The organism is Alcanivorax sp. HI0083, assembly GCF_001635175.1.
Genome location: NZ_LWFX01001476.1, coordinates 1 through 1667 on the forward strand (window position 1 = coordinate 1; position 1667 = coordinate 1667).

Annotated in this window: 2 protein-coding genes; one reads left to right on the forward strand and one right to left on the reverse strand. The window is 60.3% G+C overall.

Translation table 11 applies throughout. The features are described from left to right. Positions 1–759: TonB-dependent receptor plug domain-containing protein (locus A3754_RS22405; RefSeq protein WP_156497151.1), on the reverse strand; the 759-nt coding region annotated here is incomplete at its 3' end. Between the two features lie 221 nt (positions 760–980). On the opposite strand from A3754_RS22405, the gene A3754_RS22410 reads away from it, so the two are divergent. Next, positions 981–1667, forward strand: a 687-nt coding sequence (locus A3754_RS22410; protein WP_197468783.1) for an OsmC family protein, incomplete at its 3' end; no start/stop codon positions are given.

Sequence of the window (1667 nt, forward strand, 5' to 3'; positions counted from 1 at the left end):
ATCATTGTCCACGTAGGTGAAATAGAAGCGATTTTTCACCGTGTCACTGATCTGCCAGCCCGTATTGGCATAAACGCCGCCACGCTGTTGCTCCTGATGACCGCAGAAACCGTCGTAGCTGCGTTGCTCAACGGTGACCAGGCCATCAAAGTCGCCGGCCACCACCCCGCCGGTGACGCTGTTCTGCACGGTGCCATGGCTGCCGGCACTCAGGTAAGCCTGATTGTTGGTGGTGCGCGCCGTGGGGCTGATGAAATTAATCGCCCCGCCCAGGGTGCTGGCCCCGTAGGTCATGGCATTGGCACCCCGGGCGATGACCGCGTAACGCGACGCCAGCGGGTCAATAAAACTGTTGTGGTTGTTGCCATCGGCGGCCGTCACCGGCAGCCCGTCGATCATCAACTTGATGCCGTTGCCATCGTAGGCCACCGCATCCAGGTTGGAACCCCGGCTGGAAAGAAAGGTGCCATCGCCGGTGGAGCCCGTGGCCGTCCACATGCCCGGCACATAACGCAGCATGTCACCGATGCTCACCACATTGCGCTCGGTCAGGTCTTCCGCCTCCACCAGCGTCACACCGCCCGGCGTGAGGGCCTGCTCGCGCTCAAGTTCAATCTTTGTGGCTTCAGCGCTCTGTTCCCCTTGCTCGGAAACCGTAATGGGTGCCAGTTCATTGGCTTCAGGTTCCACAGCAAAAGCACTGGCGGGTGTTAAAAGGGCCAGACACCCAAGCAGTGATGTTCGAGTCGACAGACGCATGATGGTATTTCCCCAAGGCAACCAGTTGCTGCCATAGCGTTTATGGCGGCAAGACGGCGAGGGATTCTACGGCAGCGGCGGTGGCGCCAACATGTGGCATAACGCCGCACAGGCGCCACCATGTTGTGCCTGCGACGCTCAACGCCCAGCCGCCAAGACGCCGGGCCCTAAAAACTGGATAATGGCCGCCTCAGCCATTCCCCCGACCCGGTAGCTCTGCCATGGAAATCAACGTCAACTTCCTCGACAACCTTCGCCTGGAAGCCAAGTTCGACGACTTCACCGTCATCACCGACCAGCCCATCCGCTACAAGGGCGATGGCTCGGCGCCGAGCCCGTTTGACTATTTCCTGGCATCGTCGGCCATGTGCGCGGCCTATTTCGTGAAGGTGTACTGCAAGGCGCGGGATATCCCCACCGACAATATTCGCCTGTCGCAGAACAATATCGTTGACCCGGAAGACCGCTATAACCAGATCTTCAAGATTCAGGTGGAGCTGCCGGAGGATATCTCCGACAAGGACCGCCAGGGGATCCTGCGCTCTATTGACCGCTGCACGGTGAAGAAGGTGATCCAGACCGGGCCGGACTTCCAGATCGAACAGGTGGACAACCTCACCGAAGATGCCCAGGCCCTGCTGATGGTGGAGCCGGACGAGGCCCACCGCACCTTTATCGAAGGCAAGGACCTGCCGCTTGAGCAGACCATCGCCAACATGACCGCGATCCTCGCCGGGCTGGGCATGAAGATCGAGATCGCCTCCTGGCGCAATATCGTGCCCCACGTGTGGTCGCTGCATATTCGCGATGCGGCCTCGCCCATGTGCTTTACCAACGGCAAGGGCGCCACCAAGGAAGCCGCCCTGTGTTCCGCACTGGGCGAGTTTATCGAGCGCCTCAACTGCAAC